This window comes from Pseudomonas furukawaii (assembly GCF_002355475.1).
Lineage (GTDB): Bacteria > Pseudomonadota > Gammaproteobacteria > Pseudomonadales > Pseudomonadaceae > Metapseudomonas > Metapseudomonas furukawaii.
Genome location: NZ_AP014862.1, coordinates 2,295,570 through 2,315,270, shown reverse-complemented (window position 1 = coordinate 2,315,270; position 19,701 = coordinate 2,295,570). Strand labels below are relative to the sequence as shown.

The 19,701-nt window shown below is 63.7% G+C and carries 18 protein-coding genes and 2 rRNA genes; 9 read left to right on the top strand and 11 right to left on the bottom strand.

What is annotated here, in order from left to right; all coding sequences use genetic code 11:
- Positions 1–153 precede the first annotated feature (153 nt).
- Both KF707C_RS10780 and KF707C_RS10775 read left to right on the top strand, forming a co-directional pair.
- Entirely contained in the window at positions 154–834 is a 681-nt protein-coding gene (locus KF707C_RS10780) for a heavy metal response regulator transcription factor (protein WP_003454212.1), read from the top strand.
- Positions 831–2,183, top strand: coding sequence for a heavy metal sensor histidine kinase (locus tag KF707C_RS10775; protein WP_036993386.1), 1,353 nt, complete (start codon positions 831–833; stop codon positions 2,181–2,183). The genes KF707C_RS10780 and KF707C_RS10775 overlap by 4 nt, the downstream gene beginning before the upstream one ends.
- A gap of 45 nt (positions 2,184–2,228) precedes the next feature.
- Here the strand turns inward: KF707C_RS10775 and KF707C_RS10770 are convergent, their stop codons facing one another.
- A complete protein-coding gene (locus KF707C_RS10770; protein ID WP_003454214.1) occupies positions 2,229–3,059 on the bottom strand; it encodes an undecaprenyl-diphosphate phosphatase in 831 nt (276 codons plus the stop codon).
- Between the two features lie 272 nt (positions 3,060–3,331).
- On the opposite strand from KF707C_RS10770, the gene KF707C_RS10765 reads away from it, so the two are divergent.
- From KF707C_RS10765 to KF707C_RS10755, 3 genes are all read left to right on the top strand, one after another.
- Complete coding sequence (locus KF707C_RS10765) at positions 3,332–4,966, top strand: methyl-accepting chemotaxis protein (RefSeq protein ID WP_003454215.1); 1,635 nt, start codon at positions 3,332–3,334, stop codon at positions 4,964–4,966.
- A 61-nt stretch (positions 4,967–5,027) separates the two neighbouring features.
- A complete protein-coding gene (gene pnuC / locus KF707C_RS10760) occupies positions 5,028–5,594 on the top strand; it encodes a nicotinamide riboside transporter PnuC (RefSeq protein WP_003454216.1) in 567 nt (188 codons plus the stop codon).
- Entirely contained in the window at positions 5,591–6,136 is a 546-nt protein-coding gene (locus KF707C_RS10755; protein ID WP_003454217.1) for an AAA family ATPase, read from the top strand. The genes pnuC and KF707C_RS10755 overlap by 4 nt, the downstream gene beginning before the upstream one ends.
- Here the strand turns inward: KF707C_RS10755 and KF707C_RS10750 are convergent.
- The 5 genes from KF707C_RS10750 to KF707C_RS10730 form a co-directional block, all read right to left on the bottom strand.
- Positions 6,095–6,571 carry a DUF3429 domain-containing protein gene (locus KF707C_RS10750; protein ID WP_003454218.1) on the bottom strand — a complete coding sequence of 159 codons (477 nt, stop codon included), beginning with the start codon at positions 6,569–6,571 and terminating at the stop codon, positions 6,095–6,097. The genes KF707C_RS10755 and KF707C_RS10750 overlap by 42 nt on opposite strands.
- A 63-nt stretch (positions 6,572–6,634) precedes the next feature.
- Entirely contained in the window at positions 6,635–7,954 is a 1,320-nt protein-coding gene (locus KF707C_RS10745) for a sensor histidine kinase (protein ID WP_003454219.1), read from the bottom strand.
- Positions 7,951–8,619, bottom strand: a complete 669-nt coding sequence (locus KF707C_RS10740) for a response regulator transcription factor (protein ID WP_003454220.1) — start codon at positions 8,617–8,619, stop codon at positions 7,951–7,953. Before KF707C_RS10740 ends, KF707C_RS10745 begins: the two co-directional genes overlap by 4 nt.
- Positions 8,619–8,933: a PepSY domain-containing protein gene (locus KF707C_RS10735; RefSeq protein WP_003454226.1), complete on the bottom strand. Its 315-nt coding sequence runs from the start codon at positions 8,931–8,933 to the stop codon at positions 8,619–8,621. The genes KF707C_RS10740 and KF707C_RS10735 overlap by 1 nt, the downstream gene beginning before the upstream one ends.
- Complete coding sequence (locus tag KF707C_RS10730; protein WP_003454229.1) at positions 8,933–9,241, bottom strand: PepSY domain-containing protein; 309 nt, start codon at positions 9,239–9,241, stop codon at positions 8,933–8,935. Before KF707C_RS10730 ends, KF707C_RS10735 begins: the two co-directional genes overlap by 1 nt.
- 168 nt (positions 9,242–9,409) lie before the next feature.
- Here KF707C_RS10730 and KF707C_RS10725 point away from each other — a divergent pair, with 168 nt between their 5' ends.
- Positions 9,410–10,489 (top strand): patatin-like phospholipase domain-containing protein, encoded by a 1,080-nt coding sequence (locus KF707C_RS10725; protein ID WP_003454232.1) that lies wholly within the window; start codon positions 9,410–9,412, stop codon positions 10,487–10,489.
- 32 nt (positions 10,490–10,521) lie between these two features.
- A complete protein-coding gene (locus KF707C_RS10720) occupies positions 10,522–11,412 on the top strand; it encodes a hypothetical protein (protein WP_003454236.1) in 891 nt (296 codons plus the stop codon).
- Here KF707C_RS10720 and KF707C_RS10715 read toward each other — a convergent pair.
- The 3 genes from KF707C_RS10715 to hmpA are packed head-to-tail and all read right to left on the bottom strand — an operon-like array spanning position 11,364 to position 14,032.
- Positions 11,364–12,554, bottom strand: a complete 1,191-nt coding sequence (locus KF707C_RS10715; RefSeq protein ID WP_003454237.1) for an NnrS family protein — start codon at positions 12,552–12,554, stop codon at positions 11,364–11,366. The two genes, KF707C_RS10720 and KF707C_RS10715, sit on opposite strands and share 49 nt — an antisense overlap.
- A complete protein-coding gene (locus tag KF707C_RS10710) occupies positions 12,541–12,798 on the bottom strand; it encodes a hypothetical protein (protein ID WP_003454238.1) in 258 nt (85 codons plus the stop codon). The genes KF707C_RS10715 and KF707C_RS10710 overlap by 14 nt, the downstream gene beginning before the upstream one ends.
- A 52-nt stretch (positions 12,799–12,850) precedes the next feature.
- Complete coding sequence (hmpA, locus tag KF707C_RS10705) at positions 12,851–14,032, bottom strand: NO-inducible flavohemoprotein (protein ID WP_003454239.1); 1,182 nt, start codon at positions 14,030–14,032, stop codon at positions 12,851–12,853.
- 149 nt (positions 14,033–14,181) lie between these two features.
- Here hmpA and norR point away from each other — a divergent pair, with 149 nt between their 5' ends.
- A complete protein-coding gene (gene norR, locus KF707C_RS10700) occupies positions 14,182–15,735 on the top strand; it encodes a nitric oxide reductase transcriptional regulator NorR (protein WP_003454240.1) in 1,554 nt (517 codons plus the stop codon).
- A 116-nt stretch (positions 15,736–15,851) separates the two neighbouring features.
- Positions 15,852–16,208 (top strand): 6-carboxytetrahydropterin synthase QueD, encoded by a 357-nt coding sequence (gene queD, locus KF707C_RS10695; protein ID WP_003454241.1) that lies wholly within the window; start codon positions 15,852–15,854, stop codon positions 16,206–16,208.
- 143 nt (positions 16,209–16,351) lie between these two features.
- On the opposite strand, the gene rrf is transcribed toward queD, so the two are convergent.
- Together rrf and KF707C_RS10685 are read right to left on the bottom strand one after the other, a co-directional pair.
- Positions 16,352–16,467: ribosomal RNA gene (gene rrf / locus KF707C_RS10690) — 5S ribosomal RNA — on the bottom strand.
- 138 nt (positions 16,468–16,605) lie between these two features.
- Positions 16,606–19,496: ribosomal RNA gene (locus KF707C_RS10685) — 23S ribosomal RNA — on the bottom strand.
- Positions 19,497–19,701: the final 205 nt, after the last annotated feature.

Genomic DNA, 19,701 nt, shown 5'->3' with positions numbered 1-19,701 from the left:
TGCAAAGGTGACAATCGCGCAATTGTATACAGCCCGGTCCTCCCGGGAAAATCCACGGCACCAGCGGCGCGGTGCGCATTACAACGGTGTCAGTTTCCCCTGCGGAGGCGCCGGGCGCGGTATAAAGCGCCGAAGCAGCCCGTGAGTCCCAGCATGAAGCTCCTGATAGTCGAAGACGAACCCAAGACCGGCCAGTTCCTCCGCCAGGGCATGGCCGAAGCCGGACTGGCGGCCGACCTGGTCACTGATGGCCTGAGCGGCCGCGAGCGCGCGCTGTCCGGCCACTACGACCTGATCATCCTCGATGTGATGCTTCCCGGCCTGGACGGCTGGCAGGTACTGCGAAGCCTGCGGGAAGCCGGCTCGCCGGTGCCGGTGCTGTTCCTCACCGCCCGTGACGCCATCGACGATCGCGTGCAAGGGCTGGAGCTGGGTGCGGACGACTACCTGGTGAAGCCGTTCGCCTTCGCCGAGCTTCTGGCCCGGGTGCGAACCCTGCTGCGCCGTGGCGTCGTCCCTCCCCAGGAAACCCAGCTCGAACTGGGTGATCTGCACCTGGACCTCTTGAGCCGCCGGGTGGAGCGCGGCGGCCGGCGCATCGACCTCACCACCAAGGAATTCGCCCTGCTGGAGTTCTTCCTGCGTCGGCGGGGCGAAGTGCTGCCCAAGTCGCTGATCGCCGCCGAGGTCTGGGACATGCATTTCGAAAGCGATACCAACGTCATCGAGGTCGCCGTGCGTCGCCTGCGGGCCAAGCTGGACGACGCCTTCCCCACGCGCCTGATCCACACGGTACGTGGCATGGGCTATGTGCTGGAGGAGCGGGACGACTGATGCGCGGACTCTCCCTCACCGCCCGGCTCGGGCTCTTGTTCGCCGCCTGCACGGCCACCGTCTCGCTCCTGGCCGGGGTGCTCTTCACCCGCGCCAGCGAGGCCCACTTCATCGAACTGGACCAGCAACTGCTGGATCGGCGCCTGGCGGCCTTCCGCACCCTGGTCGGAGACCTGCGCGCCCCGGATGACCTCGCGCCGCGACTGGAAGCCTTGATGGCGGAGCTGCGCCTGCACCCGGACCTGGCCCTGCGCCTGGAAGGTGCCGATGGCCAGTACTGGTTCAACAGCGCCGAGGGATTGCGAGCGCCTGGGCGCGATGGCCTGCAGGACTGGCAGCAGGAGGGTGTCGACTACCGCGTCTACGGGGCACCGCTGCGCCCGGGCGACCCGAGCTCGCCTCGCCTCAGCCTCGCCCTCGACATCACCCATCACCAGCACTTCCTGGAGCGCATGCAGCGGCTGATCTGGCTGACCGTGGGGCTCTCGGCGCTGGCCACCGCCCTGCTCGGTGCCTGGGCGGCCCGCAGCGGCCTGCGCCCACTGCACCGCATGGCTGATGTGGCCTCCGGCGTGTCCGCCCGCTCCCTCACCACCCGCCTCGACGAACAGGACGTGCCCGGTGAACTGGTGGAGCTGGTGCGAGCCTTCAACGCCATGCTGGGTCGACTGGACGATGCCTTCCAGCGACTCTCCGCCTTCTCCGCCGATATCGCCCACGAACTGCGCACGCCGCTTTCCAACCTGCTGACCCAGACCCAGGTGATCCTGGCCCAGGATCGTCCCCTGGAGGACTACCGCGAGGCCCTGCACTCGAACCTGGAGGAATTGCAGCGCCTGGCGCAAATGGTGGGTGACATGCTGTTCCTGGCCAAGGCCGAGCATGGCTTGCTCACCACCCGACGACAGCCCCTCGAGCTGGCCACGGAACTGGACGCACTGCTGGACTACTTCGCCGCGATCGCCGAAGACCGACGGGTGACCCTCGTCCGAGAGGGCGACGCGCAGTTCCTGGCCGATCGGGACATGCTGCGCCGTGCCCTCTCCAACCTGCTGGACAACGCCCTGCGTTTCACACCGCCGGGCGGGCTCATCCGGCTCGACCTGGCCACCAGGTCCGATGGCCTCTACCTGACCGTCGCCAACAACGGCGAAGACATTCCCGCCGAGTTCCTGCCCCGCCTGTTCGACCGTTTCTTCCGCGCCGACCCGGCACGCCGGGAGGGCCGCGAGCATGCCGGCCTGGGCCTGGCCATCACCCGCTCCATCGTCCAGGCCCACGGTGGCGAGATCCACTGTGAGTCCTCAGGCGGCTGGACCCGCTTCATCCTGCGCTTTCCGGCCACCTGAAACGAAGAAGGCGCCCCAGGGGCGCCCTCTTGAAAACCGCTCCAATCAGCCTTGGGCGGTGGACCAGTCGATCACGCCCAATTGCCAGGTCAGCAGGATCAGCAGGCCGAAACCGATGCGGTACCAGGCGAACGCCGCATAGCTGTGGGTGCCGATGAACTTGAGCAGGCCGCGCACGGCGATCATGGCGAAGATGAAAGACACCACGGAGCCCAACAGGAACACCGGCAGGTCGCTGGGCTGGAACAGGTCGCGGTACTTGTAGCCCGAGTAGACCGCCGCCCCCACCATGGTGGGCATGGCCAGGAAGAAGGAAAATTCGGTGGCCGCCTTGCGCGACAGCCCGAACAGCAGGCCGCCGATGATGGTGGCACCCGAACGCGAGGTACCCGGAATCAGCGCCAGGCACTGGGCGAACCCCACCTTCAGCGCGTGCGTCCAGTTCATCTCGTCCACGGTCTCGGCCTGGATGCGATGGGCGCGCTTCTCCGCCCAGAGGATCGCCACGCCGCCGACCACCAGCGCCGAGGCGACGGTGATGGGGTTGAACAGGTAATGATGGATCAGGTCCGCGAAGGCGATGCCGAGGACGACCGCAGGGAAGAAGGCCACCATCAGGTTGACCGTGAATCGCTGGGCACCGCGCTGGGTGGGCAGTCCGACCACCACGTCGAAGATCTTGCGGCGGAACTCCCAGACCACGGCCAGGATGGCCGCCAGCTGGATGATGATGTTGAAGGCGATGGCGCGCTCGCCGGTGAAGCCCAGCAGATCCGCCACGACGATCTGGTGGCCCGTACTGGAGATGGGCAGGAACTCGGTCAGGCCCTCGACTATCCCCAGGATGATGGCCTGCATGGCCGTCCATAAATCCATCGAACAACTCCCCCAAAGCGTGCCTCTCAGGCGCGCCCTTGCATGCGTGATGTAGTAGTGGCTGACACCCTGCGGATGCCGCTCGGCGATGAGACCGGGGCTCCGATGAACGGGTTCCGGGGATGAATGACCTTAAGCTTTGCCCCGGCGGGCCGAAATGCTAACAGAGCGTCAGGCGGAAATCGCGGCCAAAGGCGGATTGCCAGTCGCCGCATCCGCTGCCCGGCTTCCGCCAATGCGCCCCATAACAAGAAGACAGGAGTTCCCAGCCCATGCACAGCTTGCGCAACCTGCCGATCAGCCGCCGGCTCTGGCTGATCCTCATCGTCGCGGTCCTCATGCTGGTCGCCCTCGGCGTGGTGATGCTGCAGCAGATCCATCATGACCTCTACCAGGACAAGGAGCTGAAGACCCGCCACGTGGTGGAAACCGCCGCCGGCGTCCTGAAGTACTACCAGGGCCTGGAAGCCGCCGGCACCCTCAGCCGCGAGCAGGCGCAGAAGCAGGCCATGGAGGCCATTCGCGCCCTGCGCTACGGCCAGGGCGACTACTTCTGGATCAACGACCTGACGCCACGGATGGTGATGCACCCGACCAACGCCAAGCTGGAGGGCCAGGACCTGTCCGGCTACAAGGACCCCGACGGCAAACCGCTGTTCAATGACATGGTGCGGGTCGCGCGCGACCAGGGCGCCGGCTTCGTCGACTACCGCTGGCCCAGGCCGGGTTCCAGCGAACCGATCCCCAAGGTCTCCTACGTGCAGTTATTCCAGCCCTGGGGCTGGGTGCTGGGTTCGGGCATCTACATCGACGACATGCTCGGCGAGTTCCGAGCCCAGGCCATGCGCGCCTCGCTGGTGGGGCTGGCCATCGCGGTACTGATGGCGCTCCTGGTGATACTGATCGCCCGCAGCATCACCCGACCACTGAACGAGGTGGTGGCCGCCATGGCGGATATCGCCAATGGCGAAGGCGACCTCAGCAGAGGCCTGGACACCCACGGCCGTGACGAAATCACCGCCCTGGGCGGGCACTTCAATGCCTTCACCGGCAAGTTACGCGGCGTGATCCGCGAGTCCCTGGATGCCGCCGGAGCGCTGGACCGGGCCGCCGGCGACCTGGACGGCATCGCCAGCCAGGGCCTGCGCCAGAGCGAACAGCAGTCCCTGCAGATGGAGCAGGTAGCCACCGCCATCAACCAGGTCACCTACGGCGTGCAGGACGTGGCGAAGAACGCCGAGCACGCGGCTGGCGAAGTCCGCCAGGCCGAGGAGCAGGCACGCCTTGGCCAGGAGAACATCGACAGCAGCCTGCAGCGCATCGACCAGCTCTCCGCCACCATCGGCAAGGCCGTTGGCGTTATCCAGTCCCTGGCCCAGGACAGCGCACAGATCGGCAGCGTGCTGGAGGTCATCCGATCCATTGCCGAGCAGACCAACCTGCTGGCCCTGAACGCGGCCATCGAGGCCGCTCGCGCCGGTGAACAGGGCCGGGGCTTCGCCGTGGTAGCCGACGAGGTGCGCCTGCTGGCCCAACGCACGCAGAAGTCCACGGAAGAAATCCAGCAGATGATCCTGCGCCTGCAGGAAAACTCGGCCGCCGCCGTGGCGGTGATCGACGAAAGCAGCCAGGCGTCCCGCGCCACCGTGGAGCAGGCCAGCCAGGCCAGCGAAAGCCTGGGGCAGATCGCCCAGGCCCTGCGTACGCTCACCGGACTCAACGCTTCCATCGCCAGCGCGACCCTGGAGCAGTCCCACGTGGTGGAGGACATCAACCAGAACGTGACCCAGGCGGCGGGGCTGGCCCACGACAGCGCCACCGCCGCCGAGCAGACCACCGGTGCCAGCCAGCGACTGGGGCAGTTGGCCGAGCAACTGAGCCGGCTGCTGGGGCAATTCAGGGTCTGAAGGCGACCGGATCCGGGGTGAGCCGCTACAATCGGCGGCTTTCACCACTGGAGCCGGCCCCTTGTCCCCCTTCGAACTCATCGCTGCAGCCCTCGGCGTGCTCGCCGTGTGGCTCACCGTGCGGCAGAACCCCTGGTGCTGGCCCATCGGCCTGGTGATGGTGCTGATGTACAGCTGGGTGTTCTTCGAGGTGAAGCTGTATTCGGACATGCTGCTGCAGCTGGTCTACGCGGCGCTGCAGCTCTACGGCTGGTGGCAATGGACCCGGGGCGGCGCCAGCCACGACGGGCGCGAGGTCAGCCGCCTGGCCGCCGCCCCGCTGGGCCTGGGGCTGGCCTCCGGGGCCATGGGCGGCGTGCTGCTGGGTTATGGCATGGCCACCTGGACCGATGCCGCCGCCCCCTGGCTGGACGCCGGCCTGACCGCCTTCAGCCTGGTGGCGCAGGTCTGGATGGCGCAGAAGCGCCTGGAGTGCTGGCTGCTCTGGATCCTGGTGGATGTGCTCTTCGTGCTGCTCTTCCTGGACAAGGCCCTCTACCTCACCGCCGCGCTGTACGCCCTCTTCACCCTGCTGGCGATTCAGGGCTGGCGGACCTGGCGGCGCGATCTGGAACCGGTCCCGGCATGAAGGTCCTGGTGCTGACGGGGCCCGAGTCCAGCGGCAAGAGCTGGCTGGGTGCGGCCCTGCGTGACAGCTTCGGTGGCCTGTTGGTGGGCGAATATGTGCGTCACTTCATCGACCGGGAGCAGCGCGACACCTGCTACGCCGACATCCCCGCCATCGCCCGGGGCCAGCTGGAATGGGAAGACCACGCCCGCGCCGAAGCGCCACCGCTGCTGGTGCTGGATACCCATCTGCTGAGCAATATCCTCTGGAGTCGGAAGCTGTTCGGGGATTGCCCCGAATGGCTGGAGGAAGCGTTGCTCTCCCGGCGCTATGACCTGCACCTGTTGCTGAGCCCTGAAGGTGTGCCCTGGGTCGGAGATGGCCAGCGGTGCCAGCCCGCGTTGGCCGATCGCCTGGCATTCTTCCGGGAAAGCCAGGCCTGGCTGGAGGCCAATGGTCAGCGCTACGAAATCCTCGGGGGCGATTGGGGCCAGCGCCGCGCCCGGGCACTGGCCAGCGTGTCAGCCTGGCTGGACGAGCATCAGGCCTCCCCAGGCCACTAGCAGGCTGGTCACCACGCCGAAGGTGAGCGGCAGGCGCAGCGCCGGATACCAGCGCGGCGCCAATCCCAGCCTTACGGAACGCAGGTCAGCCAGGTAAAGGCCGATGAAGGCGAGGATGAACAGCACCACGGCCAGACCGGCGGGCAGCCCGACAGAAATGACCACCCAGCCGACCAGCGCCGGAATCACGGAAAGCCCCAACTGCATCTGCGTGCGGGTATCCTCCGGCCCCGCGCGCATGGCCAGGCCCCAGTGGATGGCGCCCATGAAGGCCAGGATGACCGCGGCGTAGTCCAGCAGCGCCGACAGCACGAAGGGTCGCCAACCCAACGGCGTCAGCCAGATGCCGAGGGCGGCGCTGACGAAGGGGATCAGCCCGGCGAAGCCAAGCAATCGGGCAAGGCGCGGCGGATGGGAAGCGTCGAAGTCGTACATGGGGGAGTCCTTGATGCGTTGCCATCAGACTAGACGGCATCCGGCCGGTCGTGCCGTGCTCGATCAACGACGAGGGGCCGGCAGATCCACCAGCACCCGCAAGCCGCCCAGCGGACTGGCGTCCAATCGCAGGCTGCCGCCCCAGGCTTCGATGATGTCACGCACGATGCCGAGACCCAGCCCGTGCCCGGCGACCTGCTCGTCCAGCCTGGTACCACGTTCGAGCACCGCGTGCCGATGCACCTCGGGGATGCCGGGGCCATCGTCATCGATGCACAGACGATAACCCTCGGTCGTTCGGGCGATTCCCAGCAATACCTGGGTTTCCGCCCACTTGCAGGCGTTGTCCAGGAGGTTTCCGAGAAGCTCCAGCAGGTCTTCCCGATCCCAGGGGAGGCGCAGACCAGGCTGGACGTCCCAGTCCAGATCCAGCTCGCTGCCGTGAATCAACGACAGGGTGTTGAAGAGGGTCGGCAATTCGCTGTCGCAGTCGAAGTGGGCGCCAGGCAGTGCTTCCCCGGCCAGGCGCGCGCGCCCCAGCTCTCGCGCCAGGCGCTGCTGGATCTGGTCCAGTTGCTCGGCGAGCGTCGCCCGGAGGTCGGCGTGATCGCGCAGCTCATCGCGATGCTCGAGGCTCACCAGCACCGCGAGGGGCGTCTTGAGGGCATGCCCCAGGTTGCCGAGGGCGTTGCGCGAGCGTCGCAGGGTATCCTCGGTATGGGCCAGCAGGTGATTGACCTGCCCTACCAGAGGCACCAGTTCCAGCGGCACCTGGGTATCCAGCTCGTTGCGCTGCCCTTCCTGCAACTGGGCGATCTGCTGGCGCACGTCTTCCAGCGGGCGCAGCGCACGCCGCACGGTTAACCGCTGGAGGGCGAGGATCAGCAGCAAGGCGCCGGCGCCAAGACCGATACCGATCCACTGCACTCGGCGGAAACTCTCCAACAGGGGGGTGTAATCCTGGGCGACGACGATCTTCACGTTTCGACCGAATCGTCGATAGTCTCCGCGCCAGGCCAGCAACTGCTGACCGCCCGGCCCTGTCAGCAGGCCCTCGGCCAGCCCCTTGCCGGACGGCAACGCCAGTTCGGCATCCCAGAGGGACCGGGAGCGCCAGGTTTCCTCCCCGAGGTCGATGAGGAAGTAGCGTCCGGAATAAGGCGCCTGATGCGCCGGGTTGAGGCGCTGCTCGTCCAACTGGATTCCCCCGGGACCCCGCACCAGGGCGCTGAGCAGCAGCTCCGCCTCGCTGCGAAGGCCATCGGCCAGGTAACGGCGCAGCCCCAGGTCGAACAACCAGAGGCTGGTCTGCGCCAGTACCAGCCCCACCAGCAGCAGCACCCCCACCAACCCCAGGCTGAGCCGGCGCTGAATCGACTTCATTGGCCCTCACCGGTGAAACGGTAGCCCTGGCCACGACGGGTTTCGATCACCTCACGACCCAGCTTGCGACGCAGGTGGTTGACGTGGACTTCGATCACGTTGGAATCGCGCTCCGTCTCACCGTCGTAAAGGTGTTCGGCCAGATGGCTCTTGGAGAGCAACTGGCCGGAATGGAGCATGAAGTAGCGCAGCAGGCGGAATTCCGCAGCGGTCAGCTGGATTTCCTCCCCGCCCCGGCTGACGCACTGGCGCCCTTCATCCAGTTGCAAGCCTGCCGCCTTCAACTGGGGCTGGTTGGCCAGCCCCTTGGCGCGACGGAGCAGGGACTGAATGCGCAGCGCGAGTTCCTCGGGGTGGAATGGCTTGGTGAGGTAGTCATCCGCCCCGGCCTTGAGGCCTTCGATACGCTCCGCCCAGGAGTCCCGCGCGGTAAGCACCAGCACGGGAGTGACCAGCCCGCCGGCTCGCCACTCCTGGAGCACCTCCAGTCCCGGGCGACCGGGCAGCCCGAGATCGAGGACGATCAGGTCGTAGGGTTCGTTCATGCCCTGGTGGGCGGCATCGCGCCCGTCGGCCAGCCAGTCCACGGCATAACCCTGGCGGGCCAGGCTGGCCAGCAGCTCATCGGCCAGGGGCACATGGTCCTCTACCAGCAACAACCGCATCAGTCGTCTTCCTCGTCCTTCAGAATGCGCCCGTCGCGGGCATCCAGTTCCAGCTCACGAACCGTACCATCGGCGGTCAACAGCTCCACCTCGTAAATGTAGACGTCATCCTCTTCCTCCAGCTCGGCCTCCAGCAGGCGAGCCCCGGGGTAGAGCCCCAGGGCGCTGCGCAAGAGTTGGTCGAGGGGCAGGATGACGCCTTCCTCGCGAAGGCGGTAGGCCTCGTCCTGGTCCAGGTCCCTGGCCACCGCCTCGAGGGCGAAGATGGCCAGGACCAGGGCGATGATCCCGCTGTAGCGAAGGATCCAGTGCATCAGTCGTCCTGGTGGTTCTTCAGAACCTGGCCGTTGGTGGCGTCGAGTTCCAGGTCCCACTGCACGCCCTTGGCGTCACGCAGCTCCACCTGGTAGATGTAGCGGCCATATTCCTCTTCCAGCTCGGTTTCATTGATGGTGCCGCCCGGGTGCTGGGCCAGGGCTGCGGCATTGAGCTTCTCGAAGGACTGGATGGTGCCGGCGTCGCGCAGCTTCAGGGCCTCGTCCGGTCCCAGGTCGCGGGCCTGGGCAATACCGGCGGTAGCGGCGAGGGTGGCGATGGCGAACAGGGCTGTCAGTTTTTTCATGATCCGTCTCCTTGGGAGTGGTCGTTTTCGATGGGCTCAACATACAGAGAACGACTTAACTCAAGCTGAATTCGCCTTAAGTCTTCGGAAGAATCATTCACGCGCTGAAGCCGCTTGGCCTTGACGGGGCCAACACTATAATCGCTGCCTTGCTTCAAGGAGAGCCGCATGAGCGCCGTCCAGATCAAGTTCCCCGCCCTCAGCCTCCGTGCTGGCCATCGCGCCCTGGCGCGCATCCGGGAGTGCGGCCTGAGCCCCGCCGATATCGGCATCCTGCCCGGCGCTGCGGGCGGTCCCAAGGCATTGGGCATCCAGGGGCTGGACCTGGCGCTGTTCGGCGACTGGCTGCCCCGCGCGCCCCGCGAACGCGCACTGATCGGCGCCTCCATCGGCTCCTGGCGCTTCGCCAGCGCCTGCCTCCCCGATGCAGCCGCCGGCATCCGCCGCCTGGGCGACCTCTACACCCGCCAGCGCTTCCCCAAGGGCGTGAGCATGGCGGAGGTCAGCCGTCTCTGTGGCCTGATGCTGGACGAGTTGCTTCAGGGCCAGGACGAACAGGTGCTGGCCAACCCCCACTACCGCCTCAACGTGGTGGTGGTGAAAAGCCACGGGCTGCTTGCCGAGGATCGCAAGGGTGCGCTGGGGCTGGGCCTGTCCTCGGTGATCGGCAGCAACCTGCTGGGCCGCCCGCGCCTCGGTCGGCACTTCGAGCGGGTGATACTCCATGACGCCCGCCAGGCACCGCCACTGGCGCCACTGTCCGACTTTCCGTCGCGCTACCACGCGCTGGATCGCGGCAACCTGCGTCACGCCCTGCTCGCGTCCGGCTCCATTCCCATGGTGATGGAAGGCGTTCGCGACATACCCGGTGCCGGCCCGGGTACCTATCGCGACGGCGGATTGCTGGATTATCACCTCGACCTGCCCTACAACCCTGGTGGCGTGGTGCTCTACCCTCACTTCACCGACAAGGTGGTGCCCGGCTGGTTCGACAAGGGACTGCCCTGGCGCAAGGGCGACGCCGAACGCCTGCAGGACGTGCTGTTGCTTTCGCCCTCCCGCGAGTACCTGGCCAGGCTGCCCCACGGCAAACTGCCGGACCGCAAGGACTTCAAGCGTTACCTGAGCGACGACGCCGGCCGCGAGCGCTATTGGCGCAAGGCCATGGCGGAAAGCCAGCGCCTGGGAGACGAATTTCTCGAACTGGCGGAGTCCGGCAGGCTCGGAGAGCGCCTTCTTCCCCTCTGATCGACAGCCCAAGGAACCCGGGGAGTACAGGGATGAAACTCGCGGTCGCCATCATCCATGGCATCGGCAACCAGCAGGATGCGCAGGACAGCGAAGGCCAGCATCGCTTCGCCCAGCACCTGATCAGCGGCTTGCGCAGGCGGCTGGGGCCGGAGGCCTCGCAGGTCGCCTTCCAGTCGCTCTACTGGGCCAGCGTGCTGGACAGGCGCGAGCTGGCCTACCTCGAGGATCTGGAGCGGGAGCCCGTGCGCTGGCGCTGGGCCCGACGCCTGGTCACCCTCTTCCTCGGCGATGCCAGCGGCTACCGCAAGGTCAGCCAGGCCTACGACACCACTTACGAGCAGGTACACCAGTGCGTCCGCAACGGCCTCAATGCCCTTCGCGCCCAGGTGGGTCCCGACACGCCCCTGGTGGTGCTGGCGCATTCCCTGGGTGGACACATCATCTCCAACTACATCTGGGACCAGCAGAAGCTCAATCTCACGCCCAGTTGCCCCAAAGACCCATTCCTGGCGATGGAGACCCTGGCCGGCCTGGTGACCTTCGGTTGCAACATCCCGCTGTTCACCTTCGCCTACGACCCGGTACAGCCCATCCGTTTTCCCGGCCACTGCCTGGAGGAATCGCTGGTGGCCGCCGCGCGCTGGCTCAATGTCTATGCCCCAGCCGACCTGCTGGGCTACCCGCTGCGGCCGGTACAAGGCTATGACGCCGTGATCCAGGAGGACCGGCCCATGGCCGTGGGGCCCTGGTACAAGCGCCATACGCCCCTGAGCCACCTGGAATACTGGGAAGACCGGCGCTTTCAGGACTACATCGCCCACCACCTCCGCGAGCTGCTGCGGGCCTGCCCCGGCGCGCCGCGCCAGGCCGCTCAACCGGGCCGGCCGTCCACCCTTGGTGTGCAAAGCAGCACCGCGTAGTGGCGCAGGAACAGGCCGAACGCCGCCGCCCAGCAGATCGCCGCCAACCAGTAACCCATGCTGCCCGCAAGGGGTAGCACCATCACCCTGGCGCAGGCGCCCAGGTTCAGGAGGGCGAAGGCGGCGCCCATGGCCCGCGGAGCCTCGAGGGGACGTCCGCTATGACCCAGGCTGACGCGGGCGATCATCGCCAGGATCAGTCCCCCCATGGCACCAACTCCCAGGGCATGCTGGGCAAGACTGGAATCCTCCAGCCATCCCAGATGCCAGGCCGCCAACCCAAGGGGCGCGAGGGCCAACCAGGCGAAGGCCAGGTGCAACGACCACAGCAGCGAAACGCGCCAGATGCCGGCGTCGTACCAGCGCAGCAGGCGCCAGAGATTGCCCAGCCCCAACGGGACGCACAAGGCTGCCAGCACGGGATTGGCGGTCAGGCCGGCGCCACTGGCGAACGCCGCCGCCAGCGACAGGGCCGCCAGCAAGAGGCTCCAGTCCAGCCAGGGTAGCGCCTTGACCTGCGTCGTCCGCCCCAGTCCACGCTGGGTGAAGAAGGGGATCACCCGGCCCCCGATCAACCCCATCAGGGCCGCTATCAGCCAAAGCGCCGCCAGGACGCCTTGCCGTTGCATGTCGTCACTGCCAGTGACCAACCCGCCGATGGACAGCGCATCCGCCAGCGCGAGCAGGATCAGCACCAGGACCACGGGGTAATTGCCACGCTGGTGCACGCGCCACAGGCTGCGCCCCAGTATCAGTGCCACCGTGGGCAGGAACCCCAGTTCCAGGGGCACCAGCAATACGCTAGGCGCGCCCAACAGCCAGGCCAGTCGTGCCGCCAGCCAGAGGGTTGCGAGCCAGGCCAGGCCTCGACCCCGCAAGCCTGGATGACCGGTCCAGTTCTGCACCGCCGTCAGGAGGAATCCGGCGATGATGGCGCCGCCGAAGCCGAAGACCATTTCGTGGCGATGCCAGGCCAGCCAGCCGCCTGCGGGTTGCCAGGGCACGGCATGGCCGACCAGCGCGGCCAGCCAGATCAGCACGGCCAACAAGGCGAAGGCCGTGCCGAAGAGAAAGAAAGGCCTGAAACCCAGCCGCCAGAGAGGGCGAATCGCCAGTTCCCTGGCCGCATCAAGCAACTGCACAGGCCAACTCCCTTTCTTCCTGGCGCATCTGGTAATGGGCGGTCAGGCGCATCACGTAGCCCAGCTTGATCAGGGTCGGCCCGAGAATCACCAGGCCATGGGCGGAGACCTGCGCAAGCAGCCCAAGCTGGGCGTCGAGGCAATAGGCGCCGGCGATGCCCAGCAGCAATTGGCCAACGCCGGTCCAGAGGAAAAGGTGGGACAGCTGCAGCAGACGTTGGGGACTTCCAAACAGGCTGGTCATGAACGCTCACTCCTCATGGAAGGCCCGGCGCCACCGCGCCGGGCTGTCAGGGTCAGGCCTCCAGGGCGCTGGCCGGTCCGAAGAACTCGTAATGACTCTGCGACTCGGGAACACCCAGCTCGCGCAGGTGCTTCTTCACCTGGACCATGAAGCCCTTGGGTCCGAGGAAATAGGCCTCGACATCGCGATCGGCAGGGAGCCATTCAGCCAGGTGCTCACGGGTGAGCAGTCCCGTGGCATCCGCAGCGTCACCGGTATCGGGCTCGCTGTAGCAGAAGAAATGGCGCAGGTTCCGGGCGCTGGCTGCCACTTCTTCCACCCAGTCGCGGAAGGCATGGACCGCACCATTACGAGCACAGTGGATGAAGTGGATCGGACGCTCGCCATGGCGCTCCGCCTCCAGCATGGCCAGGGCGGGCGTAATGCCGACGCCGGCGGTGATCAGCACCAGTGGCTTGCGGCTCCGGCGCAGGGTGAAGTCCCCCGTCGGAGCGAAGAGCTCCAGCGCAGCGCCTTCCTGGACGCGATCATGAAGGAAGTTGGAGACCTTGCCGCCCTGCTCGCGCTTGACGCTGATCCGGTAGCTACGGCCATTGGGCGCTGCGGAGAGGGAATAGTTGCGGCGCACTTCCTCGCCGTCGATGTGCAGGCGCAGGCCGATGTACTGGCCCGGGGAGAAATCCATCACGGCGCCGCCATCTTCCGGCACCAGGTAGAAGGAGGTGATTTCCGCGCTTTCCACGTCCTTGCGCTCGACACGGAACAGGCGAGCCCCCCGCCAGCCCCCGGGGGCTTTGGCGCTCGCGGCGTAGACTTCTTCTTCGGCACCTATCAGCAAACCGGCCAGAAGATTGTAGGCCTCTGCCCAGGCAGCGATGACTTCATCGGTGGCGATCTCCTCGCCCAGCACTTCGCGAATGGCCCGAAGCAGGCAGGTACCGACGATCGGATAGTGCTCCGGCAGGATCTGCAAGGAGACATGCTTCGCCACGATACGGCTCACCAGCGGGCCCAACTGCTCGAGTTGATCGATATGGCGTGCATACATGAGGACGCCATTGGCAAGCGCGCGGGCCTGGTCGCCGCTGGCTTGGTGAGCCTGGTTGAACAGCGGGCGAACTTCCGGGTATTCGGAAAGCATCAGCTTGTAGAAATGGGTGGTCAGGGCTTCGCCGCCTGTTTCCAGCAGGGGGACAGTGGACTTGACGATGGCACGAACTTGGCTGGACAGCATAGGAACTCCGTTTTTGGGGTTGGATCAGTCTGGCTTTCTTATTCCAGTTTTCGTGCCAACTTTTATTCCTTATAAATCAATGACTTGTATATATAGAGGTTAATATGACTACACTTCATTAAGAGTCATATCGACCACCAGGAGTCATAATGACAGCAAACCCCCTGTTACAGACGCTGATCCCCCTGGTCAGCGACCTGTCTCGCGATCTGCCCGAAGGGGAGCGCTACCGCCGCTTGCTGGGAGCCCTGCGCGGCTTGCTCCCCTGCGACGCGACCGCCCTCCTCCGCCTGGACGGCGACCAGCTGGTGCCCCTGGCAGTGGACGGCCTCAGCCAGGACACTCTCGGCCGTCGCTTCAAGGTGGCGGAGCATCCGAGGTTGCAGGCCCTGATGGAACACCGGGGCATCACCCATTTTCCGGCCGACTGCGGGCTGCCCGATCCCTATGACGGACTGGTGGAGGGGCGTCAGGAGCATCTGGAGGTCCATGACTGTCTTGGCTGCACCCTCTACCTGGACGACCGGCCCTGGGGCCTGCTGACCCTGGACGCCTTGGACCCTTCGCGCTTCGGCACACAGGACCTGGAGATGCTGGAAGGCTTCGCCAGCCTGGCGGCGGCCACGGTCAAGGCGGTGGAACGCATGGACAGCCTGACTCGCCGCGCCGAAGACGAACAGCACCTGGCGGAGGTCTATCGGCAGGCCGCCGGTCAGGTCAGAGCCCGTGAAATGATCGGCCAGAGCAGCGCCCACAAGGCCCTGATGGAAGAGATCAACCTGGTGGCCGGGAGCGATCTCACGGTACTGGTCAGTGGCGAAACCGGCGTGGGCAAGGAGTTGGTGGCACAAGCCATCCATTCACGCTCGCCCCGCGCCCCGCGCCTTCTGATCAGCCTCAACTGCGCAGCGCTACCCGACACCCTGGTGGAAAGCGAGCTGTTCGGACACGTTCGCGGCGCGTTCTCGGGTGCGGTAAGCGAGCGCAAGGGCAAATTCGAGCTGGCCGATGGGGGAACCCTGTTCCTCGACGAAGTGGGCGAACTGCCCCTGGCGGTTCAGGCCAAGCTGCTTCGAGCGTTGCAGAGCGGCCAATTGCAGCGGGTAGGTTCGGATCGCGAGCATCAGGTGAACGTCCGGGTGATCGCCGCCACCAACCGGGATCTCGCGGAAGAGGTGCGTGCCGGACGCTTCCGTGCCGACCTCTATCACCGCCTGAGCGTCTACCCATTGCGGGTTCCGCCCCTGCGGGAACGCGGTCGTGACGTACTGCTGCTGGCGGGCTACTTCCTCGAAGACAATCGTGCGCGCCTCGGCCTTCGCAGCCTTCGACTCGGTCAGGAAGCCCAGGCCGCCCTGCTGCGTTACGACTGGCCGGGCAACGTCAGGGAACTGGAACACCTGATCGGCCGTGCCGCCCTGAAGGCCCTTGCCGCCTGCGCGGAGCGTCCGCGCATCCTCACCCTCACAGCGACGGACCTGGCGCTGCCAGACGCCCAGACGAAGGCTTCAGCCAATCAACCAGACGCCTCACCCAGCGAGCTTCCTCAAGGCGATCTGCGCACAGCCGTGGACCAGTATCAGCGCCAGATGGTGGTGGCCTGCCTGGATCGTCATCAGCAGAGCTGGGCCGCAGCAGCCCGCGAACTGGGCGTGGATCGCGCCAATCTGATGCGCCTCGCCAAGCGGCTCGGCATCAAGTAGAGCAGTCGCTTCGTCCGGCGGCCTGGACCCGTTCGGCCAGGCCGCCGGATAACTGGTAAAATCCTCGCTTTCCTGCTTTGGCCGGACGCCCGGCCGTCATCTCAAGAGCGTTCTCAGTGGAAATCTTCAAAGAATTCGTCTTCGAAGCCGCACATCGGCTTCCCCACGTGCCTGCGGGCCATAAATGCGGTCGCCTGCACGGCCACTCCTTCCGTGTCGCCATCTACATCGAGGGTGAGCCCGATCCCCATACCGGCTGGATTCGCGACTTCTCCGAGCTCAAGGCCATCTTCAAGCCGCTTTACGAGCAGCTCGATCACAACTACCTCAATGAGATTCCCGGCCTGGAAAATCCCACCAGCGAAGTGCTCGCCAAATGGATCTGGAAGTCGCTCAAACCGCTGTTGCCAGAGCTCTCCCGCATCCGCATCCATGAGACCTGCACGAGCGGCTGCGAGTACCGCGGCGACTGACCGCCAGCGCCCACAGATACCAAGGCCACCCTCAGGTGGCCTTTTTCATGACTACGGAATGGGGTGCAGAACGCCCTGAACTTTTTTCGCGCCCAAAGACAAACCCCCGACACGCGTTAGCGTATCGGGGGTTTGGGATAGGAGCTTGACGATGACCTACTCTCACATGGAGAAGCTCCACACTACCATCGGCGATGCGTCGTTTCACTGCTGAGTTCGGGATGGGATCAGGTGGTTCCAACGCTCTATAGTCGTCAAGCAATTCGGTTGGGGTATCGTCTGGGACGCTACCCCGAATCAGGTATGTGACAGTTTTGGCTTTGCGGTTCATGCGAACTTTCGGTTCACATCGACTTCACCAGTCGCACCCACAATCACCAGATTGTTTGGGTGTTATATGGTCAAGCCTCACGGGCAATTAGTATTGGTTAGCTCAACGCCTCACAGCGCTTACACACCCAACCTATCAACGTCGTAGTCTTCGACGGCCCTTCAGGGGATTCAAGATCCCAGTGAGATCTCATCTTGAGGCGAGTTTCCCGCTTAGATGCTTTCAGCGGTTATCTCTTCCGAACATAGCTACCCGGCAGTGCCACTGGCGTGACAACCGGAACACCAGAGGTTCGTCCACTCCGGTCCTCTCGTACTAGGAGCAGCCCCTCTCAAATCTCAAACGTCCACGGCAGATAGGGACCGAACTGTCTCACGACGTTCTAAACCCAGCTCGCGTACCACTTTAAATGGCGAACAGCCATACCCTTGGGACCGGCTTCAGCCCCAGGATGTGATGAGCCGACATCGAGGTGCCAAACACCGCCGTCGATATGAACTCTTGGGCGGTATCAGCCTGTTATCCCCGGAGTACCTTTTATCCGTTGAGCGATGGCCCTTCCATACAGAACCACCGGATCACTAAGACCTACTTTCGTACCTGCTCGACGTGTCTGTCTCGCAGTCAAGCGCGCTTTTGCCTTTATACTCTGCGACCGATTTCCGACCGGTCTGAGCGCACCTTCGTACTCCTCCGTTACTCTTTAGGAGGAGACCGCCCCAGTCAAACTGCCCACCATACACTGTCCTCGATCCGGATGACGGACCAGAGTTAGAACCTCAAGCATGCCAGGGTGGTATTTCAAGGATGGCTCCACGCGAACTGGCGTCCACGCTTCAAAGCCTCCCACCTATCCTACACAAGCAGGCTCAAAGTCCAGTGCAAAGCTACAGTAAAGGTTCACGGGGTCTTTCCGTCTAGCCGCGGATACACTGCATCTTCACAGCGATTTCAATTTCACTGAGTCTCGGGTGGAGACAGCGCCGCCATCGTTACGCCATTCGTGCAGGTCGGAACTTACCCGACAAGGAATTTCGCTACCTTAGGACCGTTATAGTTACGGCCGCCGTTTACCGGGGCTTCGATCAAGAGCTTCGCTTGCGCTAACCCCATCAATTAACCTTCCGGCACCGGGCAGGCGTCACACCCTATACGTCCACTTTCGTGTTTGCAGAGTGCTGTGTTTTTAATAAACAGTCGCAGCGGCCTGGTATCTTCGACCGGCATGGGCTTACGGAGCAAGTCCTTCACCCTCACCGGCGCACCTTCTCCCGAAGTTACGGTGCCATTTTGCCTAGTTCCTTCACCCGAGTTCTCTCAAGCGCCTTGGTATTCTCTACCCAACCACCTGTGTCGGTTTGGGGTACGGTTCCTAGTTACCTGAAGCTTAGAAGCTTTTCCTGGAAGCATGGCATCGACCACTTCGCTTTCTAAAAGAAAGCTCGTCATCAGCTCTCGGCCTTGAACACCCGGATTTGCCTAAGTGTTCGGCCTACCACCTTAAACTTGGACAACCAACGCCAAGCTGGCCTAGCCTTCTCCGTCCCTCCATCGCAGTAACTAGAAGTACGGGAATATTAACCCGTTTCCCATCGACTACGCTTTTCAGCCTCGCCTTAGGGGCCGACTCACCCTGCGTCGATTAACGTTGCGCAGGAACCCTTGGTCTTTCGGCGTGGGAGTTTTTCACTCCCATTGTCGTTACTCATGTCAGCATTCGCACTTCTGATACCTCCAGCAAGCTTCTCAACTTACCTTCACAGGCTTACAGAACGCTCCTCTACCGCTCGTCTTGCGACGAACCCGTAGCTTCGGTGTGTAGTTTGAGCCCCGTTACATCTTCCGCGCAGGCCGACTCGACTAGTGAGCTATTACGCTTTCTTTAAAGGATGGCTGCTTCTAAGCCAACCTCCTAGCTGTCTAAGCCTTCCCACATCGTTTCCCACTTAACTACAACTTTGGGACCTTAGCTGACGGTCTGGGTTGTTTCCCTTTTCACGACGGACGTTAGCACCCGCCGTGTGTCTCCCACGCTGACACTTCCAGGTATTCGGAGTTTGCATCGGTTTGGTAAGTCGGGATGACCCCCTAGCCGAAACAGTGCTCTACCCCCTGGAGTGATACGTGAGGCGCTACCTAAATAGCTTTCGAGGAGAACCAGCTATCTCCGAGCTTGATTAGCCTTTCACTCCGATCCACAAGTCATCCGCTACCTTTTCAACGGGAGTCGGTTCGGTCCTCCAGTCAGTGTTACCTAACCTTCAACCTGCTCATGGATAGATCGCCCGGTTTCGGGTCTATACCCAGCGACTAAACGCCCTATTAAGACTCGCTTTCGCTACGCCTCCCCTATTCGGTTAAGCTCGCCACTGAATATAAGTCGCTGACCCATTATACAAAAGGTACGCAGTCACCTAACAAAGTAGGCTCCCACTGCTTGTACGCATACGGTTTCAGGTTCTATTTCACTCCCCTCTCCGGGGTTCTTTTCGCCTTTCCCTCACGGTACTGGTTCACTATCGGTCAGTCAGTAGTATTTAGCCTTGGAGGATGGTCCCCCCATGTTCAGACAAAGTTTCACGTGCTCCGTCCTACTCGATTTCACTTCCAAGAACCTTTCATATACGGGGCTATCACCCACTATGGCCGCACTTTCCAGAGCGTTCTATTAGATTCAAGGAAGCTTAAGGGCTAGTCCCCGTTCGCTCGCCACTACTAAGGGAATCTCGGTTGATTTCTTTTCCTCAGGGTACTTAGATGTTTCAGTTCCCCTGGTTCGCCTCTTGCACCTATGGATTCAGTACAAGATACCTAGGTTATCCTAGGTGGGTTCCCCCATTCAGAGATCTCCGGATCAAAGTCTGTTTGCCGACTCCCCGAAGCTTTTCGCAGGCTACCACGTCTTTCATCGCCTCTGACTGCCAAGGCATCCACCGTATGCGCTTCTTCACTTGACCATATAACCCCAAGCAATCTGCCTGCGATCATGGTGTGAAGACGACATTCGCCGAAAATTCGCGCTTGAACTCGCAAATTTTGCCTTGAGTTGCTGAATGCAGTGAAACATTCAACAAGTCACTTCTATCACATACCCGAATTTTTAAAGAACGATTCTGAAGCAAAGTCCAGAATTCAATATCCAACCACGGATACTCAATTCTG